Source organism: Steroidobacter cummioxidans (genome assembly GCF_003104955.1).
This window is the reverse complement of the sequence record NZ_LSRW01000085.1, coordinates 50,358-71,831: the sequence shown is the minus strand read 5'-3', so window position 1 is coordinate 71,831 and position 21,474 is coordinate 50,358. Positions and strand designations below refer to the sequence as shown.

Below are 21,474 nucleotides of genomic sequence, written 5' to 3'. Positions count from 1 at the left end.
GGCTCGGAGATNNGTNNNNGAGCTGTTCAATCGGCTGCGCAAGCTCTATCAAACCGAAGGCGGAGCCTTCCCCGATCCCATCGTGAATCTGGCGTGGCCCTACATACAGCCGAACCAGCCCACCCCCGAAGAGCTCGCCAAGGAATACTCCGGTCGGGCGCTTGCCGATCTGGTCGATCCCAAAGACAAGAACAATGTGCTGCGCAAGCGCGGCGAACAATTGGCCGGGTTCGGCGAGCTGCGCGACGACGGCACGACCGCCAGCGGTTGCTGGATTTTCTGCGGCGCCTGGGGACCGACCGGCAATCTCATGGCACGACGGGATAACTCGGATCCAACGGGTATCGGGCAGACATTGCAGTGGGCGTGGGCATGGCCGGCGAACCGACGTGTGCTGTACAACCGCGCCTCTTGCGATCCCAACGGCAAGCCGTTCAATCCGGAACGCATGCTGATCACGTGGAACGGCAAACAATGGATCGGCGCCGACACGCCCGACTACAGAGTCGGCGATGCTCCGGCTGACGGTGTCGGACCGTTCATCATGAACCAGGAAGGGGTCGCGCGCTTCTTCGCGCGCGGCAACATGACCGAAGGCCCGTTCCCGGAACATTACGAGCCGTTCGAATCACCACTCGGCTACAACCCACTCAGTCGCAACGAGCCGCGCGCTGTCAGCAATCCGGCCGCACGCATCTTCAAGACAGATCGCGAAGCGCTCGGCACCGCGGCGCAGTTCCCGCACGTGGCGACGACTTATCGGTTGACCGAGCACTTCCACTACTGGACGAAACATGTGCGCCTGAATGCCATCACGCAGCCCGAACAATTCGTCGAGATCGGCGCGGCACTGGCCGGTGAGCTCGGCGTTGCTCAGGGCGATCGCGTGAGAGTCAGTTCAAACCGCGGCCATATTGAAGCAGTCGCGGTCGTCACCAAGCGCATCAGACCATTGAACATCGAAGGCAAGACCGTACACACCGTCGGCATCCCGATTCACTGGGGATTCACCGGCCTCGCCAAGCCCGGCTATATCGCCAACACCCTGACGCCCTTCGTCGGCGATGCCAACTCGCAGACGCCGGAGTTCAAGGCGTTCCTGGTGAAGGTCGAGAAGGTGTAGGAGAGTCGCCATGGCACTGCAATCACTCGACATCGTCCGGCGCTCCGCTACCACGACCGCATCGCCGAGCGTGCGACAGTCGCACACCGGCACGGTGGCGAAGCTCATCGACACGACCAAGTGCATCGGCTGCAAGGCCTGCCAGGTCGCGTGCATGGAATGGAACGATCTGCGCGATGAGATCGGCACCAACGTCGGCAGCTACCAGAACCCACACGATCTCACCGATCAGTCCTGGACGCTGATGCGCTTCGCCGAGTACGAGAATCCCGACAAGGGCAACGATCTGGAGTGGCTGATTCGCAAGGACGGCTGCATGCATTGCGCCGATCCAGGTTGCCTCAAGGCCTGCCCTGCTCCTGGCGCCATCGTGCAGTACGCCAATGGCATCGTGGATTTCCATGAGGAGAACTGCATCGGCTGTGGTTATTGCATCGCCGGCTGCCCGTTCAACATTCCACGCATTTCGAAGCGAGATCACAAAGCATATAAGTGCACGCTGTGCTCGGATCGCGTTGCCGTCGGCCTCGAACCCGCCTGCATCAAGTCCTGTCCGACGGGCGCGCTGGTGTGGGGCACGAAAGAAGACATGCACCAACACGCCGCCGAGCGGGTCGAAGATCTGAAATCGCGCGGCTTCGACAAAGCCGGTCTGTACGATCCGCCGGGCGTCGGCGGCACCCATGTGATGTATGTGCTGCATCACGCCGACCAGCCGCAACTGTATAACGACCTGCCAGAGGACCCGCACATCAGTCCGGCAGTGAGCGCATGGAAAGGTGCCACCAAGCCGCTTGCACTCGCCGGCATCGTGCTGACGGCGCTTGCAGGTTTCCTCCACTACATCCGCGTCGGCCGCAAACGAAANACGCAATGAAAAAAGCGAACGAGCAGGCCGCGGCGCGAGAAAACGGAAGCGGGCCAAGCCAATGAAGTGAACATCGACAACACCACGAGTGATCCACAGCGCCGCACGATCCAGCGCTATACCCCCAACGAACGCACCAATCACTGGTTCGTGGCCATCGTCTTCATATTGAGTGCGATCTCGGGGCTGGCGTTGTTTCATCCGGCACTGTACTGGTTGAGTGCGCTGCTGGGCGGCGGCACTTGGACACGCATCCTGCATCCGTTCCTCGGACTGGTCATGGCGATCGCCTTCGCGCTGCTGGCGGCGGCGATGTGGAAGTTCAACAAGATGGAGCCGCGCGACTGGCAGTGGCTGCGCCAGGGGCGCGACGTAATCAACAACCGAGAGGAGCGACTACCCGAGGTCGGCCGCTATAACGCCGGGCAGAAGCTGCTGTTCTTCGTGCTGGTGGTGTCCATCCTCGGGCTGCTGCTGTCCGGCATCGTCATCTGGCGTCAGTTTTTTTCCATGTACTTTTCGCTCGGCATGATTCGCGTCGCCGCGGTCGTGCATGCGATCTGCGCCTTTGTCCTGATCTGCGCCATCGTCGTACACATCTATGCTGCGTTCTGGGTGAAAGGGTCGATTGCCGCCATGACGCGTGGTACCGTCACGCCTGGCTGGGCCTGGAAACATCACCGCGCCTGGTTCCGGGAAAAGCTCCATGCAACGCATCCTCGACCCCGGTCAGATTGAAGCGTTCGCGCAACGAGACTTGCAGCGCTTGCGCCTTCCCGATCGCGCGCGTGTGTTTTCCACACGCGCCGCGCGATTGCGCCAACAGAGCGAGGCTGGTGCGATCGGGCATGCTATCGGCGAATACCTGAAGCTCATGGCGCATCTTGCCGACGCGCAGCAGATCGCCCTCACCAACCTCGAATCCGCTTTACCTGACGCCGAGCAGATTGCACACGCACGGACGTTTCACATGCCGCCGGTCTCGGTTGTCGGCTGGCGACGGAAAGAACAGTGGCTTCGATCACTGGATCTGATTTGCGAGTCTGTCGCAGCGGTACCCGATCTGCCGCAGCAAGCAAGTGCAGTCTGCGATCTATTGCGCAATCTGGAATCGGATCAACTCGAAGCGCAGGCAGACAGTCTATTGGCGGCACAGACCTCGGCAGTCGACGCCGCGTCCGCTCCATTCATCATGGCTGCCCTGCAGGTGTACTGGGTGTCTCTTGCAAGCCGTTTGAGCCTCGACGCCATTCAGGAACTGGACGTCCCTGGCGTGTGTCCGACCTGTGGCACCCTGCCCGTAGCGAGCGTCGTGCGAGCCGACTCGCGGTCGCAAGGACTGCGCTATCTGCACTGTGCACTATGCGCGACCGAGTGGCACATGGTTCGAGTGAAGTGCAGTCATTGCCAGACGACCCAAGGCATCAGCTATCAATCGATCGAGAACGGACCGCGCGGCATTCGCGCCGAGTGCTGCGATACCTGCCATACGTATCGAAAGATTCTGTATCAGGAGGAAGACAGCGCGGTTGAGCCAGTGGCTGACGATCTCGCCAGCCTGGCGCTCGATCTGCTGCTGAGCGATGCGGGTTATCACCGCGCCAGCTCCAATCCGCTGCTGTGGAATCCGTCATGATCATCGGCACTGCCGGGCACATCGATCATGGCAAGACCTCCCTAGTGCATGCGCTCACCGGTATCGACACCGATCGTCTGAAGGAAGAAAAAGAACGCGGCATCTCGATCGAGCTCGGCTATGCATACACTCCGCTGCCCAACGGCGACGTACTCGGTTTCGTCGATGTACCGGGACATGAGCGGCTGATCCACACGATGGTCGCCGGCGCGTGCGGCATCGACTTCGCGCTACTCGTCGTTGCTGTAGATGATGGAGTGATGCCACAGACTCGCGAGCACCTGGCGATCCTGGAGTTGCTCGGCATCACACGAGGTGCGGTGGCACTAACCAAGATCGATCGAGTGTGTCCCGAACGAGTGCACGAAGTCGAGGCGGAAGTACGCAACCTTCTGCACCATACTGCGCTGGCGAACGCACCGATTTTCTCTGTGAATGCCACCGCCGCAAATGATCGCGGCACGGCTGAGCTTCGCAAACATCTGCACGAAGCGGCCACAGAAATGCGAGCGCGCGGCGCCGAGGGACTCTTTCGGCTAGCGGTGGATCGAGTCTTCACCCTACCCGGCCACGGCACGATCGTAGCGGGCACGGTGTTCTCTGGACGCGTCCGGGTTGGAGAGACGGTCGTCGTGATGCCCGGAAACTTTCCCGCCCGGGTTCGCAGCATCCATGCGCAGAATCGTCCGAGTGAATACGGCGTCGCCGGTCAGCGCTGCGCGTTGAATCTTGCTGGTGTCGAGAAGAGCGCAGTGTCGCGTGGCGATTGGCTGGGCGATTCGCGCGTGCTCGTTTCAACCAGCCGGGTCGACGCGCGGCTCCGTTTGTTAGCACACAGCAAACTGAGTCTTGCGAGCGGCGCAACGCTGCACGTCCATATCGGAGCGGCGCACGTTGTGGCTCACCTGACCGTGCTCGACACGGAATGTCTCGAAGCTGGCAAATCAGCACGGGCTCAGCTCGTGTTTGAAACGGCGATCGGCGCTCTTCCCGGCGATCGGTTCATCATTCGCGACGCCCAGGCCGCACATACGATTGGCGGCGGCGTCGTTCTGGACTCAGTCGCCCCATCCCGCAAGCGCCGTTCGGCTCAGCGCCTGGGCTATCTGGATGCAGTCGAGAGGATGCTGGCCGGAGAAGGCCTGTCGCAGCTGTTGGTCGATGCGCCGAACGGCGTGAGCCTGGCTGATCTCGAACGCTTGACCGGCCACGACGCAGAAAATTTGATACTTCCAACCAGCACGCTGATCCGAGGCACGAGTCAGGATCCGTTCGCCATCCTCGAGTCTGCGTGGGAATCGCTGCGTGCAGACGTGCTCATCGCCTTGCGGGAGTTTCACGCTGAGTTTCCCGACGACGCTGGCCCCGACAGCGGCCGACTGCGTCGAATGGCTCGGCCGGATCTACTCACACCACTGTGGACTGCGCTGATCGACGAGCTCGTGCATGAGGGCTCGGTCGTCCGTCAGGGACCGTGGCTGCAATTGCCGCAACACGCAGCGACGCTTTCAGAAAGCGATCAGGAGTTGGCACGACAACTGCTATCACTCATCGGGCAAGGGCGTCCCGAGCCGCCTTGGGTGAGAGACCTGGCGGTTGCAGTCCGGCAGCCTGAAGAACGCGTGCGCCAGATTTTGCGTCGACAAGCCGCGAGCGGCGCGCTCTGCCAGATAGTGCATGACTTGTTCTATGACAGCGACCGCGTCGACACACTGGCCGGGGTCATCGCTTCATTGGCGCAGCAGCAAGGAAGTGTCGATGCCGCGAGCTATCGGGATGCGATCGGGCTGGGCCGCAAACGTTCCATCCAGATTCTGGAATTCTTCGATCGCGTCGGCTACACGCGGCGCGTCCATGATTTGCACGTGCTGCGCAAGGACAGCGGCTGGAGCAGAAGGCAGGGCCCGTCATGAGCCCTGCCCTCGTATCGCTTTAGGTCGTCATCTGACCGAATCGTTCGATCAGCGCAGCTTTGCAGGCTGTATCGTTCGCCGGCACTGAGCCAGCTGCGAAGCCCGCGGGCGCCGAGCCGCTCCAGCTCGACAGGTCCTTGCCGAAGTCGAAGCGATAGTCGAGACCGGAAGGATTGGTGCCGACCGCCTTGAGCAGCATCGAGCGCACGCCGCCGGCAACGTTGATGCCCAATGTCAACGTGTGATCGTCCAGCAAGCTCCAGCGGCCGCTGACCAGCAATGCACCGTTCGGATCGGCGCTGCTCGTCGTATCGAAATCGCCATCGTCGCCGCGATAACGCACGCAGACTTTGATATCGCCGTCGCGCGCACCGTTCGCGCCACTGATGAAGAACACCGCGTCGCCGCGCTCGTGCGGCTTATCGAGGTTGACCGAGAAGGCCGTATTCACGAGTGACGCAAAGGCGGTCGCGGCGCCGGCCGGAATCGTCGCGCTGGCGCTGATCGAGTTGGAGCTCGGATCGAAATTGAAGCCCGGCGCGATGAGCGCGCTCAGATCGATGTTGTCGCCTCCGAGCGCGGTGAAATCGCTGCCGAGGCCATTGCCTTGAGCGAGCTGATTGCGAACCCAATCGGCCATATTGTCCAACTGGGAATCAGCCGGATTGTTGAACCCACGCTCCGCGGCCACCATCTGCAGACGCAGAACTGCCTTGAGCTCCTCCGGCGTCGGGACAGGCGGCAGACTGTCGATAACCAGCTTGTTCACCGCAATGATATCCGCCGTGTTCTGCAATATCGGCTGGTACGCGGCGTAATTCGGCAACTGGAAATCGGCAGGCATGACCAACCCCGCGTTCGTCGCCGCGAAGATCGCGCGGCGTGCGATATCCTCCAGCGACCCGACGGAGGTGAAGGCGGGCTCAAACGTTCCCACGCCGTCAATCAGCGCGAGTTTCTTTGCCGCCTCAATATAACCCGCAGCCCAGGTCGGGCCCTCCACGTCCGCGAACGTAGCGGGCGGCTGCGTCAAATTGCCCACCTCGCCAGTCATGCGCGAAATGATCGCCAGCAACTGCGCGCGGCTCATTTGCTCGGCGTTTCCGCCGGCCAATAGATCGTCCTTCAACGTGCCGCCCGGCTGCAGCACTCCCGCCGCAATGAGCGCATCGAGCTTGGCCTGCACGTTCGACGAAGAGTCCGCAACCGTGCTGGTCAACGGCGTCACCAGCCGCAGATCGTCACGCTTCAGATCGCTCGAGCGCAGGCTGAGCATGCCCTTGAAAGGCAATGAGGTGACCGTGTCATAGCCGCCCGTCACGCGAAGCACCACTTCGGTGTCCGCAGCAATCGCGCCACGCAGACAGTACTGATTCAAGCCACCTTCGGCGCAATAGTCCGTGTTGGTGCGATGGTTGTATGAGAAGTAGCCATGGTTGTCAGTGAGCGCGCGCGGCTCGAACGCGTCGAGCTTGCCGTTCAAGTTCTGATCGACGAACACCGTAGCGCCGGCGAGATAGCCGTCGATTGCACGGGCATGAAACGTCCGGCTGCTATTTGGACCGGAGTTGCCGCTGGGGTTGGTGCCGACGTCCTGCGAGCCAGTGGAGCCGCCGCCGCACGCTGCCAGTCCGATCATGCTGCTGGCGACGGCGCCCGCCAGGATCTGCTTACGAATTTTCATTCTGATTCTCTCCATGCCTTGATCAATAGCTCATCTCGAAGCCGAGGTTGAACGCGACCGTCCTCGGCACGGAGCGACCGTCGATATTCGTTGAGTCGAGGCTGCTCGACACGTCGAGGTGCACGGCGCCGAAGAATGTGAAGCCGAGGGACGCACTGCTCAGCTCGGTGCCCGCCAGGTTCTTGCGATAGCCGACGCGGAAGTCCGGCAACCAGTTGCTCAGCGTCTTGTAGCCGAGCGCGATCTTGGCGTTCTGGTTGAGATCGCCGACCGGATCGTGCACGTCGTTGAGATCGACGCTGGCGGCCAGCGAACCCCGGCCGGACGCGAAGAACACCGCGCCTTCCAGAGTCGCCAGACGCTCGAGCGTCCAGGTCTCGTTCAGAGCGATGCGATTGCCGAAGTACGCCGCGGTAAAGCAGTTGTACTGCGCGCTGCCACTGAGCGCTCCGCAGTTGCTGCCGATCGCGCCGTACTTGAAGTCCGGCTCGGTGAGATTCGCGAACGTCACGCCGACGCGGTAGTTGGAGGCGTCGTAGATCGCGCCGACATCCACCGTCACGTTGCTCGACTTACGCTCGTTGGCGTCGTAGCTGTCTTTGAGCACGTCCTGGACTTCGTCGCCATCCTCGATCGATTCCAGCGCCACCACTTGTTTGCTGAGCGTGGCCTGCAGATAGCGGAGGCTGCCGCCGACGATCAGCCGTCGGCCGGGTTGCTGCCACACCGGCCGGCTGAAGCCGAGCGCGAGCTCATTCACTCGCCCTGCTTTCACGTACGCTGCGGAGGCGGTTTCGATCTCTTCCGACACCGAGTTGTAAGTCAGCGGAGCATCCAGCAGGCCCAATCGCGCCTGCCCGCTGATGTTGGCGTCGAGCGTGAACACGCCGAGACTGTTGCGATAGAGAATCGGGAACAGCGGCACCTGCACGCCGCCCTGCACTTTCACGTAGCCGTCGCGGCTCAAGGGACCGAGAATGGCATTGAAGCGGTCGACCAGCGCATTGCCCTCGGCCAGCGAAATGTCGTCGCGATCCAGCTGGTCGATCAGATCGTCGATCTCGTCGGAGAAGTTGTCGACCGGGCCCACTTCCATGCTCAGACCGATCGAGCTGAGAATGCCCAGGCGGAATGAGGACTCGGGCGCGATCGCGAACTCAGAGCCGGCGGGATTGCGGGTGGCGTAGAGCGCGGTCCACGCGCCCGAAGCACCGTTGTCCGAAAGATTGGGGCCCGAATCGACGAAGCCCGGCGCCGCGAAGGACGCGCACGAAAACAGAGCCGCGCTCACTGCGGCCGCTATGCCAACACTCTTCACTGAAACCTCCACTGCCATCGTTCTGGTTTTCGTTGCCCTACTGGGCGGCAGGGACTGTACCGAACTGAAGCGCCGGGGGAGTTTCCTGGCAAGGAACTTAGACGCCGGTCACGCTGTCCCGGCGCGCTTGCGGGAACTCCAGTGAAGGGGATTCAGGGATCTCCGTAACGCGTTGTTTGATCACCAGCAGCAGCACTGCGGCCAGGCCCGCCACTGCACCCATCAGCATGAAGAACGCTGTCGCGCCCAGCGAAGTCCACAGAGAGCCCAGCACACCGGCCAGCAGATTGCCGCCGAACGAGCCGAGAAACCACAGCGCCATCACCGTTGCAGCGAGACGCCGCGGCGCCAGCTGACCGAACAGTGCAAGACCGGTAGGCAGAATGAGCAGTTCGCCCGCGGTCAACAGAAAAACAAACAGCACCGCCCACATCCAACTCACGACACCGACCTGCACGCTCAGCAGCAGCGCCAGCATGAGATAGGCCAATCCGACCAGCGCCGCTCCCATCGCCATTTTGACCAGCGGCGAAGGATCGCGACCGCGCCGTCCCGCACGAGTCCACCAGATCACCAACACCGGCGTCAGCAAAAATACATACATCGGGTTGAGCGACTGAAACCAGGTCATGGGAATGGTCAGCCCCGCCGCAATGCGCCGATCGACGCCCTGGTCCGCCCAGATCGCGAAGGTGTTGCCGAGCTGCTCGTACGCGCCTCGGAAGACCACGACAACCAAGGCAATGCTCACGAGCAGAATCATCTGGCGCGTGACATCCCCCGATCGCCCGTTGGATGTTTCAGCGGCAACCCGCGGCGTATCCGGCGGCAGATAACGAGCACCGCCCACATAAATCAGCAATCCCAGCAGCATGCCGATGCCAGCCGCACCGAATCCGTAGTGCCAGCCGTAAACCTCGCCCAAGGTTCCACAGATGAGTGGCGCAAAAAAAGCCCCGAGATTGATGCCGGCGTAATAAAGGTTGTAGGCCGGCCCGCGGCGCGGATCCCGATCGCAGTACAGACCATGAATCTGACTGGGCAGATTGGGCAGGAACAACCCATTGCCGAGCGCGATCGTAGCCAGCGCCGGCAAAAACATACTTTCGGATGCCATCATGAAGTGACCCAGCGACATGATGGCACCCCCGGCGATCACAGCGCGTCGCGTGCCCAGCCACCGATCCGCAATATATCCACCAGCAATCGGTGTGAGGTACGCACACGCTGCATAGAGTCCGTAGATGAGCGAGGCCTTCTCCTGCCCGATCAGCAGCTGCTTGGTCATGTAGTAAACCAGCAGCGTGCGCATGCCGAAGAAGGAGAACTTCTCCCACATCTCGGTCAGGAACAGAATCGTGAGTCCGCGTGGCTGGCCGAACCACGTGGCTTGAGACGTGCTCATGGGCGCGTCGCGACGGCTGCGCCCCACAACGAATCCGGACACGAGAGGTGGCCGTTCTCATAGCTGACCCTGGGCGCACGGTCGGTGGCCAGCACCAGCGGGCCATCGAGATCGACTAGATCGCACAGCTGCGCGAGCAGGAAGCCGGGCGCCATGGCAAGCGAGCTGCCTCCCATGTTGCCGACCATGACCTTGAACCCGAGCCGCTTCGCGACGCGCGCCATCGCCAGGCCCTCGGTCAAGCCGCCGCATTTGTCGAGCTTGATGTTGATGGCATCGAAGCGCCCCACACAGCGCGGCAAGTCCGCCAGACACAGCACACTTTCATCGCCCGCGATCGGAATCGGCGATTGCAGAGCAGGCAATCCTCCATCCAATGCCGGCGGCACCGGTTGCTCGATCAAGCGCACATCGGCCTCGACGAATGCCGGCAGCATGTTCCGCAGCGAGCCCACGTCGTAGCCTTGGTTTGCATCGACGCCCAGCCACACGTCAGGACGCGCGGCTCGCACTGCCCTCACCCGCTCGGCATCGATTGGCTCGCCCGTCAATTTGAGTTTCAATGCACGCGCCTGCGACCACGCTCGCGCTTGCTCGGCCATTGCATCCGGAGCATCTGCGCCCAGCGTGAAAGTGGTGACTTTCGGTATCGGCGCTTCCAGCCCGGCAAGTTGCCACGCGGGTTTGCCCGCGCGCTTTGCATCGAGATCCCAGAGCGCACAGTCGAGCGCATTACGTGCACCTCCTGGCAGCAGAAGATGCGCGAGCATGCTTCGATCCCCGCCTGCCTCCAGCACCGGCCAGATGGCCTCGATCTGACTCATCATCCGCTGGGGCGATTCGTTTCGATAATAGATGCCGGCCGCTTCACCGCGGCCCACGTATTCTCCATCCCGCAGCTCGACGACGATGACGGGCACTTCGATGAATGTGTAACCCGTGATACGAACCGGCGCGCGCAGCGGCAGGTGCTCTACTCGAACATCGATTTCCATGCGTACTCCTGCAGCGGCGACTCAGTAATTCACGCCGGAAGTGATTACGTTATAGGCGACGGCCAGCCAGAGGCTCACGTTCATCGCCGCCACCATCGCTATGGCCCAAGTCTTCGCATACCAGCGCCGCTGGCCGCGAAGCACACGATTCGCGTGCCATAGCGCGGCGATCACCCCGCCGACCACGGTGACGATGGAAACGATGTGCAGGATCCACAGCCAGCCATCGAGCCGCTCCGACAATTTCGAGAGGTCGGACATCATCGTGCCGATCGTCATCGCCCACGCCACCCACACCACGAGCGTTGCAATGGCAGCGATGCGCAGCCAGCGGTGCGCGATGATGTCGCCGACAGAACGACGGTCTGTGATGCCGTAGCGTCGACGTATCAGCGCACTCACCGGCCATGCGACCGTGGTCACCAGCATCGCCACCAACGACGCAAGAAATGCAGGCAGCAGCCAGCCTCCCCTCGCCGACGAGGGTCGCTCGAACACCATGAACGCAGACACTTCATCGAAAGAGAATCGCGCGACAGCTCCCTGTCGCACCTCGGCCGACAGCAATCGCGAGCTGCCATCGAGCTGCCACACGAACGGCTCGACTTCGCGCCAACGTCGCGGCGTTCCGGAGCCATTGCGGACCATCGACACACCGATCGTGCCGTCGTGATAGTCGACGACGTCGATGGCACTGGCGAGATTGAGCAGACTCATGAAACTGGAGTCGGAGCGACGTGAATTCACGTAGCGGCCGGCGATGAGCCGGGCATGATCGCGAGCCGTCTGCTCATCGACCCCCGGGCCCGCGCTCCAACCGGGCACGGGCAGGTAGCGATCGGCAAACTGCTCGAACAGCTCGAAACGCAGGTCGATCGCGGCCATTCCCTTGCCCATGCTGTTACACACGACAAACATACCGACGCCGTCATCGACATAGAGTCGCAGGTCGCCGTGGAACCATTGCGTATCGCCGCCGTGTGCGATGACACGCCGACCTTTGTAATTGGCTTCCCAGAAGCCAAGCAGCATGCGATCCACCCGCGGCAGAATGGTCAGCGATGTTCCGTGCATCAACTGAGCGGTTTCTGGCCGAAGAATCTCCGCCTCGCCGAACCGTCCTTGATTCAGATGCGCCAGCATGAACTTCGCGATGTCGGTTCCGGTCGCTGACAAAGCCCCCGCGGGCGCGAGCCCGACGATCTCGAACGGACGCGCCGGCCCGGAAGCTGCGGAATAGCCTTTCGCCATTCTTGGCTGCAATTCACTCGGCAACGGTTGTCGGAAGGTCGAGCTCGTCATGCCGAGCGGACCGAGGATCTGGGTATCCAGGTAGTCGTCCAGCGGCACGCCGGAGACTCGCTGGATGATGTAGCCGGCCAGCGCCGTTGCGTAATTCGAATACGCCGGTGTGGTCCCGGGCGCGAAGATTCGCTTTGGTATCCACTGCTTCAACAGCGTTTCGAACCTCGGTGCGGTCGCTGGATCGTAGGCCAGCGCGTTCTTCATCTGCTCTTCGAACCCTGGCGTGTGCGTCATCAAGTTGCGCACGGTGATGGGCTCGCCATCGAGCGCGGGGATCTGGAAATCGAGATACGTGTTCACGTCGGCATCGAGCGCGACCTGGCCGCGCTCGACCAGTTGCATCAGTGCTGTCCACGTGAACAATTTCGAGATCGAACCCACACGCATCACCGTGCGCTCCGGGTCCATGGGCTCGCGCGCTTCGAGGTCGGCATATCCGAACCCTCGCTGCGTCAGGATGCTCCCATCCTTCACCACGACGACCACCGCTCCAGCAATGTCTCCTTGCTGAAGCGCATACGGCATGAAGCCGTCGAGCCATGCATCGACGTCAGGTCTTGTCAGCGTCGGCGAGGTGTCGGCAAGCACGGGGCACGCGCATAGCAGGGCCGCCGCGATGGCAGCCCTCTTCAACCATGCGAGCACGATCAGAAGCTCACATCGACGCTGAGACCGTAAGTCCGTGGCTGCAGGATACTGACGTTCGCCGGACCGCCCGCCACCGAAGTGCCCGTGATTGCGGAGAGCTGGCCACGCTCATTGGTCACGTTCCTGCAGTAGAGCTGAACGCGCGTGCCGCCGACATTCATGCCGGTGCGAAGGTCGACTGCCGTGTAGTTGGGCAGCTTGTACTGCGGCATGCCTTGGGCCAGATCGAAGCTGCCGTTTCGGTCGTCGACATAGCGCACGATACCGCCTGCGAACGCTTCGTAGTTGCTCAGAGCGAAGCGATATTCGGCAGACAGCGCGGCTGTGATTGAGGGCGTATCCGGCAACGACTCGCCTTTCACGCCGCCGAGATCCGGCGCGTCCGCAGCGAGCTCGGCATTGGTGTAACCAAACGTGCCCATGATGGTGAGATCATCCATCGGCAACGCCGTCAACGTCATCTCCAAACCTTCGCTGCGAGCCTTCGCTGCATTGGCGATCACGCCCAGGCCATTGCGGATTGCAGTGATCTGTATGTCCTTCCAATCGACGTAGTAGACCGAGACGTCGGCATTGAAACGGCGATCCGCACTGCCGACCTTGACGCCCGCCTCATAGCTGGTGAGCCGGTCGTCATCGAACGTCGGCAGCGCCATGGGCTGACCATTCAGATCGTTCAACACCGCGTTCGGACCGCCGGGGCGATAGCCCGTGGCAAAACGCACGTACGGCATGAAGTTGTCGTTCACACGATAACGAACGTTGGCGAGATAGGTCGGCACACTGTCGCTGTCCTTACGCACCGGCACGACGCCGATCAGCAGGCCTGACCCCAACTGCTCCTGTTGCTGCTTGTTGTGGGCGTAACGGACGCCGCCCGTGACATCGAGCTTGTCGGTGACGTGGAATGTGAGATTGCCGAATGCCGCGTATTCCTCGTATTTGCTCGGCACCGTCAGGGTCAGCAGATTCACGGGCGACCGCGCACCGCTCGGATCGTACGGCTGCAATTGCTGGAACTGCTCGCTGTCCTCCTTGGTGTAGAAGCCGCCGATCAACCAGTCGACCACCGAACCGGTCCCGGACAAACGCAACTCCTGCGTGAACTTGTCCGTATCCGCGTTCCGAGCCAGGCCGACGGCACTGAACACACCAGGTCCGCCAAAGGCCGGAACGTACAACGCCGAGAAATCAGTGATGGCGTCGCTGCTCACCGTCTGATAGCTGCTGATCGAAGTCAGCGTGGCGAAGTCGAATGAATACTTCACCGTGGCGCTGGCCAGGCGGAAGCTCTGCTCGAAGGTTTCAGGCATCTGGCGCCGCTGATCCAGCTTGCCGTCGATTGGAACGCCGGTCGAGCGATCGAAGTCGGCAGCGATCGAACCATCGCGATCGATATCTTGTGCGAACGCAGTCAATCGCACCGACAAACGATCCGTCGGCGCGAACAGGAAGTCGACTCGGCCGCCGTACATGTCGGCCGCATCCACGTCTTTGTCATTGCGGGCGAGATTATTGACGTAGCCGCCATTGTGCGTATAGAAGCCGCCCACACGCAGCGCAGCCTTGTCGTCCACCAACGGAATGTTGACCGCACTCGATGCGTCGTAACCAACGCCACCGTCCTGCGTGCCGGAAACATTGGCTCGCACGGTGCCGCCGTAGGCTGTCGTATCCGGCATGTTCGTGACGTACTTCACCAGACCGCCCATGGTGCTGGCACCGTACAGCGTGCCCTGCGGTCCACGCAGGATTTCAACGCGAGTCATATCGAACAGACCGACATCCAGCGCCAGCTGCGCGCCTACCACGAATGCCGTGCTGGACCCGTACGGCACATCGTCCACATAGATTCCAACCGTCGGCGAGACGTTGTATCCGCTGGTGATGCCACGCAGATTGACCTGCGTTTGGCCCACACCGCTGCTGGTGAAATTCAAGCTCGGCACGGTGTTGGCGAAGTCGACGAACTGGGTCGCGCCGAGTGCCTGCAGGTCGCGACTCGTCATCGCAGTGATCGACATCGGAATATCCCGCAGACGCTCCTCGACCTTCTGCGCCGTGACGATGATCTCCTCGAGCGACCTGACGCTATTCGACGGCGAATTGCCGGATGCGTTGCTTTCGGCTGGAGTGCCGCCGCCGCCCACGACGCTGGGCTCAGCTTGAGTCACCTGCAACGATTGCGGTGACACATTCGGCAGCGACAAGCGCTCCGGCGAGGTCGTCGCGGCGCCGGACTTCTGCGTCAGCTCTTGTGTCGTGACGACGATGTAGGCGCGATCGTTGAGCGGCCGATACGTCAGGCCGGTCGGCGCGAGCAACTCTCGCAACGCCTGCTCGGCAGAGTAATTGCCGTTGAGCGGGCCGACCATCGCGTCGCCCTTCACGGCGTCGCTGAAACGAACGATCTGCAATCCGGTCTGTTGCGCAAGATCCTTGAGGGCGACGTCCAGTGTTTGCCGCGGGATATGCAGGTTGTGCCGAAGAATGGCGGCGTTGGATTCAGCCGCGACCGAAACACTCACGATCCCGACACAGGCAAGCATCGATGTCACGCCGAGCCGCATAATCTTTCTCCCCGCCCCTGTTAAGCATGAATATGTGGGCAGGCAGAAGACTGGGTGAGCGCTCGATTCCTCCCCCCGGGGCGCGCTCCAAAACTTCATCGAGCGTTCGAGCCGATGACGATCCTTGCATCGCTCCGGGTGATACTGATGTCGCTGCCGCTCTCACGAATGAAAGCAAGCAGGGTTTCCGAGTCCGTGGCCTCGAAGACACCACTGACCTTGCGAGCGGCAAGCTCCGCATCGGTGATGCTCAGCTGCACTCGGTTGTAGCGATTGAATTCGCGGACCACGTCGGCCAGCGTGTCGTTCTCGAACACGAGCTGACCTTGCGCCCACGCCAGCGCGCGCGTGGTGTCAACGACTCGGACCGGAGCCACGGCACCGGAGTCCTGCACGGTGACTTGTTGTCCGGCGGTCAGGAATATCTCACCCCCCGAGGCCTGCGCTTTAGGCGAGTCGATGACCGCCACTTTGCCTTCGGCAACCGTGACGACGACGCCTCGCGATCCGCTTTCCACACCGAAGGCTGTGCCGACGGCACGCACCGATGTTTGCTCGGCGCTGACCAGGAATGGACGCTGCGGATTCTTGGCAACGCGAAACAGGGCGCGTCCGTGTTCGAGCTCAACCCGGCGCAACTGGTCCTCGAACTTCACGCGCAAGCGCGTCTCCGGCTCGAGTTGCACGACCGTGCCGTCCTCCAGCATCACCTGTCGCCGCTCGGCTTGCTTCGACTCGATCACATCGCCGCGCAGTCCAAGCGCGAACCACGCGACCAGAATTGCAATCAGGCAGCTGCTTGCGGCAATCGCCCAGGTGCCGACTCGCGAGCGAGCTTTGACACTGACGTTCGTCGGCTCGGGGAATTCCATGTCGCGCAGAGGCACGACGTTGTCGGGCTGCTCGGCGCCATCGACCTCCACTTCACCCCACAGCTTGAAGCGTTCGAGCGAATCGTGGACCTGCGCGACGCGGAGAAACTCCGCGACGTGCAGCGGCGACTCCCGCAGCCATTCGGTGAACAGCTCGCGGTCGGACTGAGACACTTCCGTCGGCTTCTGAATGCTCAGCCGATTCCACCACTGGGTTGCCTCGTGTGTGGCGCGGGCGCGCCGGTCATTCGTGTCCATACTGGAGCGCTCTGGTCAATTCGTCATTGAGCTCGCGTCGCAATTTGCCGTAGCTCTTTTCGAAGTCACGCCGCACGATCCGAAAGGAAACATTGAGCCGGGCAGCGATCTGCGCCTGGCTCAGGCCCTCCTCGAAATAAAGTTTCAAAATAGCTCGCTCGCGAGGTGACAGCGTATTGAGGGCGCGCAGGATCTCCCGTTGCGCGGCCTCGGAATCCAACGCCTGCTCCGGACTGTCCTCGGCAGGCAGCGTAGCCAACCAGTGCGGCTCGTGCTGCAACCGATTGCTGGACCGGATGCTCCACTCCGCGGCCACGTTCGACGCCATCTTGAACAGGTACGCCTGTGGATGTTCGACGATCTGGGCGGCGTCATAGCGCAGCAGCCGCAGGAACACTTCCTGTGCCACATCGTCGAAATCGGCGGGACGCACAGCGCTGCGGCTGGCCAGGAATCGGCGCAATGGCGTTCGCCAGCGGCGAAACCACTCCACCAGCCGATTCTGTTGGTCAAGGTTGGACATAACTCGTGCGCACTCGGGGCACAATTCCGGTGCGTTTAAGACTGGGCGATAGTCTAAATCCTCCCCCCTCCGGGCACCGAAAACGGCACTTTTCCCATCCCCTTGCACGGATGGATCGGCCCGAGCCCACGCTTATAACGGAAGTCGATGAAGCGCCTACAGCCAACGTTGAACGTACTGCTCGCAGCAGCCGTCCTGTGCGGGCTGGGCGCGTGCCAGACGACCAAGCAATCTCCCATCGACGAGCTGTCGACTCAGGAAGGACTGGAGCGCGTCGAGGTCAAAGGCGTGGATGCCGTCTATCGACGGCCCGGGGCGAACCTGTCCCCTTACAACAAGCTGCTGGTGCGGCCGGTCTACATCGAGTTCAGCAAGAACTGGAAGCCAGAGCAGGATTCGGCGCTGTATCAGATGAACGAGCCGGACCGCGAGCGGATTCGCCAGGGACTCGCCGACATGTTCGCCGAAGTGATGGTGAACGAGCTGCAGACCAAGGGCGGCTATCAGCTGGTGACCGAATCGGCTGCGGATGTGCTCGAGGTCCGCCCTGCGATCGTCAATCTCTATATCAATGCACCCGACGTGTCGATGCAGACGGCCGGCCGCGTGCGCACTTATACCGCCGATGCCGGCGAGATGACCCTGGTGGTCGAGCTGCGCGACTCGGTGACCGGCACGCTGTTGAGCCGAGCCTTCGATCGACGCAACGCTGACAACATGAGCTGGCAGTGGACCAACTCGGTCACCAACAGCGCCGAAGCCAAGCGCATCATCACCAGCTGGGCGGATACGCTAAGGAACGCATTGGACGCGTCACGCGGCAAGCCCAGCTGATTGCGGAACCGCAATGCGCAGCTGCGTGCTCTTTGGTTGCCTGGTACTCGCGAGCACCGCATACGCACAGCCCGACGATCCTTTCGATCATCGCTTCTCGATCAGCGCCGGGGCGTTCTGGCCTGAGGTCGACACGACCGTGAAAGCCAACGGCACCGGCAGCTTTGGACTCATCGGCACGACGATCGATCTGGAGAGCGACCTCGGGCTAGCGGATAGCGACACTTTGTACACCGGCGGCATGACCTGGAATTTCGGCCGCCGCCACAGCCTCGATCTGCTGTATTTCGAGCTGGGCCGCACCGCCACGAAGACCATCGATCACACCATCAATTTTCGTGGTCAAAGCTATCCGCTTCAGACCTCGATCCATAGCCTGTTCCGAACAGACGTGGCGCGCCTGAGCTACTACTTCGCATTCATCGCCGATGACCGGCAGCGGCTCACAGGTCAGTTCGGCGTGCACTACACGAAGGTCAAGGCCGACCTGGATGCGGCAACCGGCTCGATCCGCGCAGAAGCGGATTCGGATGTTCCCTTGCCCGTCATTGGCCTCGGCTACCAGCGCCGCCTCGGTAACAGCTTTCTGTTCGACGCCAATGTGCAGATATTCCGTCTGGAGTTCGACGACCTCAGCGGCTCGCTCAACAATGGCTCCGCCAATTTCTATTGGGGCCCGACGCAGCACTTCTCGATCTTCGTTGGCTACGACTACTACAGCATGAACGTCGACGCCCGCAAAGAGCACTGGAATGGCTCGTTCGACTTCAGATACAAGGGACCTTGGGCGGGTTTGGTGGTGGGGTTTGGCTCCCGGAGATAAGCACTCTCACAACTGCGCGTCGAGCCGGAACGTGCGCGCGAACCACGCTTGAAAGCGACGCCCAACGGATGCTTCCGGCTCTTTGGTGAGATGTTCCTCGCCATCGCTCCACGACAGCTTGCCGTCCGCCAGCGTGACCTGCCACGCGTGCTCGCCGTCGGTCTGTTTCTGGAAGATCTGCTCCAGCTGCAGGGCCAGCTCGTCGTTCTCGACGAGCACGCCTTGCTCGCAGTTCAACCACGCCGAGCGTGGGTCGAGGTTGTAGCTGCCGACAAAGAGCGAGCGGCCGTCCACCGCCAGTGCTTTCGTGTGCAAGCTCGCGCCGGACGATCCAAAAAAGCTGGAGCCTGGAGCCTGCGGCGCCGCCCGTCAGCGGCTTCAGCTCCCAGATCTGCACTCCCGCCTCGAGCAATGGTTTGCGATAGCGTGAGTAACCGCCGTGCACCGCTGCCACGTCGTTCGCGACGAGCGAATTGGTCAGCACGCGCACGCTCCGTTCATGGTGAGCGGCGCTCGTCAGCACGGCTGTGCCCTGCTCTCCCGGCACGAAGTATGGAGAGATGATCGAGAGCCGCAACTGCGCCGCTTCCGCCATCGGCACAAGCGCTGCAGAGACCTGCGAACGCTTGGGGTCCCGTTCCTGCACTTTGCCCGGGTCATCCGCCACGAACTGGTACTTGCGCGACCAGTGCATCGGCCAATCGCCTTCGAGCATGCGTTTGATCGCGTCGTTGCTGCGCAGCGCCTGAACATACGAGCTGTTTTCCGCCTGTGCCGCCTGCGCAGCCAGTCGAGGCCGCAATTTGTTCAGCGCCTCAGTGCTGACTTTGTCCGGATCGAGCGTCTCCATCGGGTACGCCGATGCCGAGTTCCAATACTCATCGAATGACTTCGACGCCTCGCGCACGACCGGACCGACCATCGCAAAATCCAGATCGAGGAAGTTCACCTCTTCGCTGGCGCTGAAGTATTCGTCACCGACGTTTCGGCCGCCTACGATGGCGATGCGGTTGTCGGCGATCCAGCTCTTGTTGTGCATGCGGCGGTTGACGCGCGAGAAGCTGCGCAGGCCCTCGGCAACCAGGCTCAGTGTTCCACGTCTTGATGCGAACGGATTGAACGTTCGAATCTCGATGTTGGGATGAGCAGAGAGCGCTGCTATCGCGTCGTTGTTCCTGCGCGCATCGACGTCATCGAGCAGTACTCTCACTTTCACGCCACGGTCCGCGGCGAGCAGCAATTCATTGGCGAAATACATGCCCGTGAGATCGGCATGCCAGATGTAGCTCTGCACATCGATACTGCGCTTCGCCATGCGCGCGGTTTGCACACGAACCACAAACGCTTCGGTCCCCTCGACGACCAGCCGAAACGCCGACTCGCCCGGACGGCTCGCCTCGACCGCCCCGGCCGCCCGATCCAACGGCGTGTCATCGGCAACCGCCAGAGCGGCCTCTTCGGGGAGTTGTGGACGAGGCTCGAGCTGTGCGCACGACGCGGAGTACGCCAACACCAATACCGCGCCAATCGCTGCGAGGGAGCGTGGGATCGAGGGTGATATGCGACTCATCGCTCGGTTGCAGTGGGATGTGGAGCCCGAGGGCACAGACATCGGCGATCTCTATAAGTTCTCGGCCAAGTGCATGATGGTACTGCCTGTGGGAGGTTCTGAGCAGGTCGCCGTCGCACACGCCGTTGCAGAGTGCTCCGGTATCCCATTTTGGGATTTGCGGAATTGCAGTTCGATAGTGCGCCCTGGTCATGGTTGCCAGCAGAGCGCTGCGGCTTTGAAGAACTACACCCCTGACGCCGGTCGGATGCGCGCCATCCTGATCGAAGCGCGGGAGAAAATGGGGCTGGCTCAGGTCGAGCTGTCACGCATGCTCGGCATGTATGACAATTTCGTATGGAAATACGAGAACGGCGAGCGCGCGATCAAAGGCCCGGAGCTGGTGCGCATCGCGCGAGTGCTCAATATCGATCTGGCTGTTGCCGTGCGGGAAATCTCTGGCTCCTACCATCCCGAGCAGAACGAGCCCGCCCGCAGCCGACCTGCCGGAACGCCCCTGGCGCAAAAGCTTGGGATTCTGCCCAACATGCGCCTGTTCACTATCAACGCGCCGGGGCACTACCAGGAACTGCTCGAATCCGTACCGAAAGGCGCCAGACTCGTCGCGCGCCTCACCAAGTCGACACGATTCATCCACATCTTCGTCACGCGCCGTAGACAGCTCGATACTCTTCTGAAAAAGCACGCCGGTAAGCTGCGTGACGATGCCTGTATCTGGATCAGCTGGCCGAAGCGATCGTCGCAGGAATACACCGATGTCACTGCGGATGTGATTCTCGACGCAGCGCTGCCGCTCGGCCTCATCGAGGTCGACATGTGCATGGTCGATGGCACCTGGTCCGCAATGAAGCTGGTGCCCGGGAAGAAGTCGGACTAGAGATCGCAATGCCGGCCGCCAACGCCGATGCACACAAGCAGTTACTTACGCTGTTTCAGCAGCAGTTGACGCCCATCGAGTCGTGGATCGTCGAGCAGACGACCAAAGTAAGAAAAGCCGCCTTAACTGAAGCAACTACCTAGCTGGCGACTCATAGACTCGCCTTCGATTCCCCGCTGCAGCCACTGGCGAGAGATCAACGCGCCGGGAATATAACCCAGGCGACTAACCAAGTTGCCAAAAATTAACCCA

The 21,474-nt window shown here is 61.7% G+C and carries 18 protein-coding genes; 9 read left to right on the top strand and 9 right to left on the bottom strand.

The features are described 5' to 3' along the window. From D0550_RS29870 to selB, 5 genes are all read left to right on the top strand, one after another. Positions 1 to 1,123: molybdopterin dinucleotide binding domain-containing protein (locus D0550_RS29870; RefSeq protein ID WP_206606624.1), on the top strand; the 1,123-nt coding region annotated here is incomplete at its 5' end. A gap of 10 nt (positions 1,124 to 1,133) precedes the next feature. After that, positions 1,134 to 2,000 carry a formate dehydrogenase subunit beta gene (gene fdxH, locus D0550_RS29865; RefSeq protein WP_116812847.1) on the top strand — a complete coding sequence of 289 codons (867 nt, stop codon included), beginning with the start codon at positions 1,134 to 1,136 and terminating at the stop codon, positions 1,998 to 2,000. Between the two features lie 57 nt (positions 2,001 to 2,057). Then, positions 2,058 to 2,729 carry a formate dehydrogenase subunit gamma gene (locus tag D0550_RS29860; protein ID WP_206606623.1) on the top strand — a complete coding sequence of 224 codons (672 nt, stop codon included), beginning with the start codon at positions 2,058 to 2,060 and terminating at the stop codon, positions 2,727 to 2,729. Then, on the top strand, positions 2,698 to 3,627 hold the full coding sequence (gene fdhE / locus D0550_RS29855) for a formate dehydrogenase accessory protein FdhE (protein ID WP_116812846.1): 930 nt from the start codon (positions 2,698 to 2,700) through the stop codon (positions 3,625 to 3,627). The genes D0550_RS29860 and fdhE overlap by 32 nt, the downstream gene beginning before the upstream one ends. Continuing rightward, positions 3,624 to 5,540, top strand: a complete 1,917-nt coding sequence (selB, locus tag D0550_RS29850) for a selenocysteine-specific translation elongation factor (RefSeq protein ID WP_116812845.1) — start codon at positions 3,624 to 3,626, stop codon at positions 5,538 to 5,540. The genes fdhE and selB overlap by 4 nt, the downstream gene beginning before the upstream one ends. A 19-nt stretch (positions 5,541 to 5,559) precedes the next feature. Here selB and D0550_RS29845 read toward each other — a convergent pair whose 3' ends face one another. The 8 genes from D0550_RS29845 to D0550_RS29810 form a co-directional block, all read right to left on the bottom strand. Beyond that, positions 5,560 to 7,224, bottom strand: coding sequence for a hypothetical protein (locus D0550_RS29845; protein ID WP_116812844.1), 1,665 nt, complete (start codon positions 7,222 to 7,224; stop codon positions 5,560 to 5,562). 22 nt (positions 7,225 to 7,246) lie between these two features. Continuing rightward, positions 7,247 to 8,542 carry a conjugal transfer protein TraF gene (locus tag D0550_RS29840; RefSeq protein WP_161966127.1) on the bottom strand — a complete coding sequence of 432 codons (1,296 nt, stop codon included), beginning with the start codon at positions 8,540 to 8,542 and terminating at the stop codon, positions 7,247 to 7,249. Positions 8,543 to 8,639: 97 nt separating this feature from the next. Beyond that, positions 8,640 to 9,947, bottom strand: a complete 1,308-nt coding sequence (locus tag D0550_RS29835; RefSeq protein ID WP_116812851.1) for a peptide MFS transporter — start codon at positions 9,945 to 9,947, stop codon at positions 8,640 to 8,642. Next, positions 9,944 to 10,942, bottom strand: coding sequence for a dipeptide epimerase (locus tag D0550_RS29830; RefSeq protein WP_116812842.1), 999 nt, complete (start codon positions 10,940 to 10,942; stop codon positions 9,944 to 9,946). Before D0550_RS29830 ends, D0550_RS29835 begins: the two co-directional genes overlap by 4 nt. A gap of 21 nt (positions 10,943 to 10,963) precedes the next feature. Then, the gene (locus D0550_RS29825) at positions 10,964 to 12,892 is read right to left on the bottom strand and encodes a serine hydrolase domain-containing protein (protein WP_116812841.1); all 1,929 of its coding nucleotides are present in this window, start codon (positions 12,890 to 12,892) and stop codon (positions 10,964 to 10,966) included. Between the two features lie 2 nt (positions 12,893 to 12,894). Next, positions 12,895 to 15,465 carry a TonB-dependent receptor gene (locus D0550_RS29820; protein WP_161966126.1) on the bottom strand — a complete coding sequence of 857 codons (2,571 nt, stop codon included), beginning with the start codon at positions 15,463 to 15,465 and terminating at the stop codon, positions 12,895 to 12,897. A gap of 95 nt (positions 15,466 to 15,560) precedes the next feature. Then, positions 15,561 to 16,595: a FecR family protein gene (locus tag D0550_RS29815; protein WP_116812839.1), complete on the bottom strand. Its 1,035-nt coding sequence runs from the start codon at positions 16,593 to 16,595 to the stop codon at positions 15,561 to 15,563. Beyond that, a complete protein-coding gene (locus D0550_RS29810; protein ID WP_116812838.1) occupies positions 16,582 to 17,118 on the bottom strand; it encodes an RNA polymerase sigma factor in 537 nt (178 codons plus the stop codon). Before D0550_RS29810 ends, D0550_RS29815 begins: the two co-directional genes overlap by 14 nt. Positions 17,119 to 17,265: 147 nt before the next feature. On the opposite strand from D0550_RS29810, the gene D0550_RS29805 reads away from it, so the two are divergent. Both D0550_RS29805 and D0550_RS29800 read left to right on the top strand, forming a co-directional pair. Continuing rightward, the gene (locus D0550_RS29805) at positions 17,266 to 17,952 is read left to right on the top strand and encodes a DUF3313 family protein (RefSeq protein ID WP_116812837.1); all 687 of its coding nucleotides are present in this window, start codon (positions 17,266 to 17,268) and stop codon (positions 17,950 to 17,952) included. Positions 17,953 to 17,965: 13 nt separating this feature from the next. Then, entirely contained in the window at positions 17,966 to 18,775 is an 810-nt protein-coding gene (locus tag D0550_RS29800) for a hypothetical protein (RefSeq protein WP_116812836.1), read from the top strand. Here D0550_RS29800 and D0550_RS37345 read toward each other — a convergent pair. Next, a complete protein-coding gene (locus D0550_RS37345; RefSeq protein WP_153067415.1) occupies positions 18,720 to 20,345 on the bottom strand; it encodes a phospholipase D-like domain-containing protein in 1,626 nt (541 codons plus the stop codon). The two genes, D0550_RS29800 and D0550_RS37345, sit on opposite strands and share 56 nt — an antisense overlap. Here D0550_RS37345 and D0550_RS29790 point away from each other — a divergent pair. Together D0550_RS29790 and D0550_RS36580 are read left to right on the top strand one after the other, a co-directional pair. Next, a complete protein-coding gene (locus tag D0550_RS29790) occupies positions 20,335 to 21,222 on the top strand; it encodes a helix-turn-helix domain-containing protein (protein WP_116812834.1) in 888 nt (295 codons plus the stop codon). The genes D0550_RS37345 and D0550_RS29790 overlap by 11 nt on opposite strands. Positions 21,223 to 21,230: 8 nt before the next feature. Further along, complete coding sequence (locus D0550_RS36580; protein ID WP_275129301.1) at positions 21,231 to 21,365, top strand: hypothetical protein; 135 nt, start codon at positions 21,231 to 21,233, stop codon at positions 21,363 to 21,365. Positions 21,366 to 21,474: the final 109 nt, after the last annotated feature.